The following is a 416-nucleotide window of genomic DNA, read 5'->3' as shown; positions in this document are numbered from 1 at the left end:
TCAACTGCTCTACCAACTGAGCTAACGACCCGCTCTGGTACTACCTGAATAATTTCACTCGACACCAATTCAGAAATTGGTAGGTCGTGCAGGATGACTCGGCTTTGCCTCGCCCTACGGGCCGTTGCTGACGCAACGTTATCCTTCACGTTCAGCATCTGAGTTAAATGCTGAAATTGGTGGGTCGTGCAGGATTCGAACCTGCGACCAATTGATTAAAAGTCAACTGCTCTACCAACTGAGCTAACGACCCGAGTGGTGGGTGATGACGGGATCGAACCGCCGACCCCCTCCTTGTAAGGGAGGTGCTCTCCCAGCTGAGCTAATCACCCGAAACTGCGCTGGATACTACTGATACTGCCTCCACCGACCCCATCATTATAATGGTGGGTCGTGCAGGATTCGAACCTGCGACC

General features: G+C 52.6%; 3 tRNA genes (1 of these 3 only partly in view). All 3 read right to left on the bottom strand.

The window, feature by feature from the left end:
* A tRNA-OTHER gene (locus HMPREF3140_RS29010) sits at positions 1-31 on the bottom strand; it reaches 106 nt to the left of the window's first position.
* Positions 32-177: 146 nt separating this feature from the next.
* A tRNA-Lys gene (locus tag HMPREF3140_RS25300) sits at positions 178-253 on the bottom strand.
* A 3-nt stretch (positions 254-256) separates the two neighbouring features.
* Positions 257-332: transfer RNA gene (locus HMPREF3140_RS25295), tRNA-Val, on the bottom strand.
* Positions 333-416 lie beyond the last annotated feature (84 nt).

Origin of the sequence: Klebsiella sp. HMSC16A12 (assembly GCF_001808265.1) — a bacterium.
Lineage (GTDB): Bacteria > Pseudomonadota > Gammaproteobacteria > Enterobacterales > Enterobacteriaceae > Klebsiella > Klebsiella pneumoniae.
The sequence above is the reverse complement of the archived record's forward strand: the minus strand, read 5'-3'. Positions and strand labels throughout refer to the sequence as shown.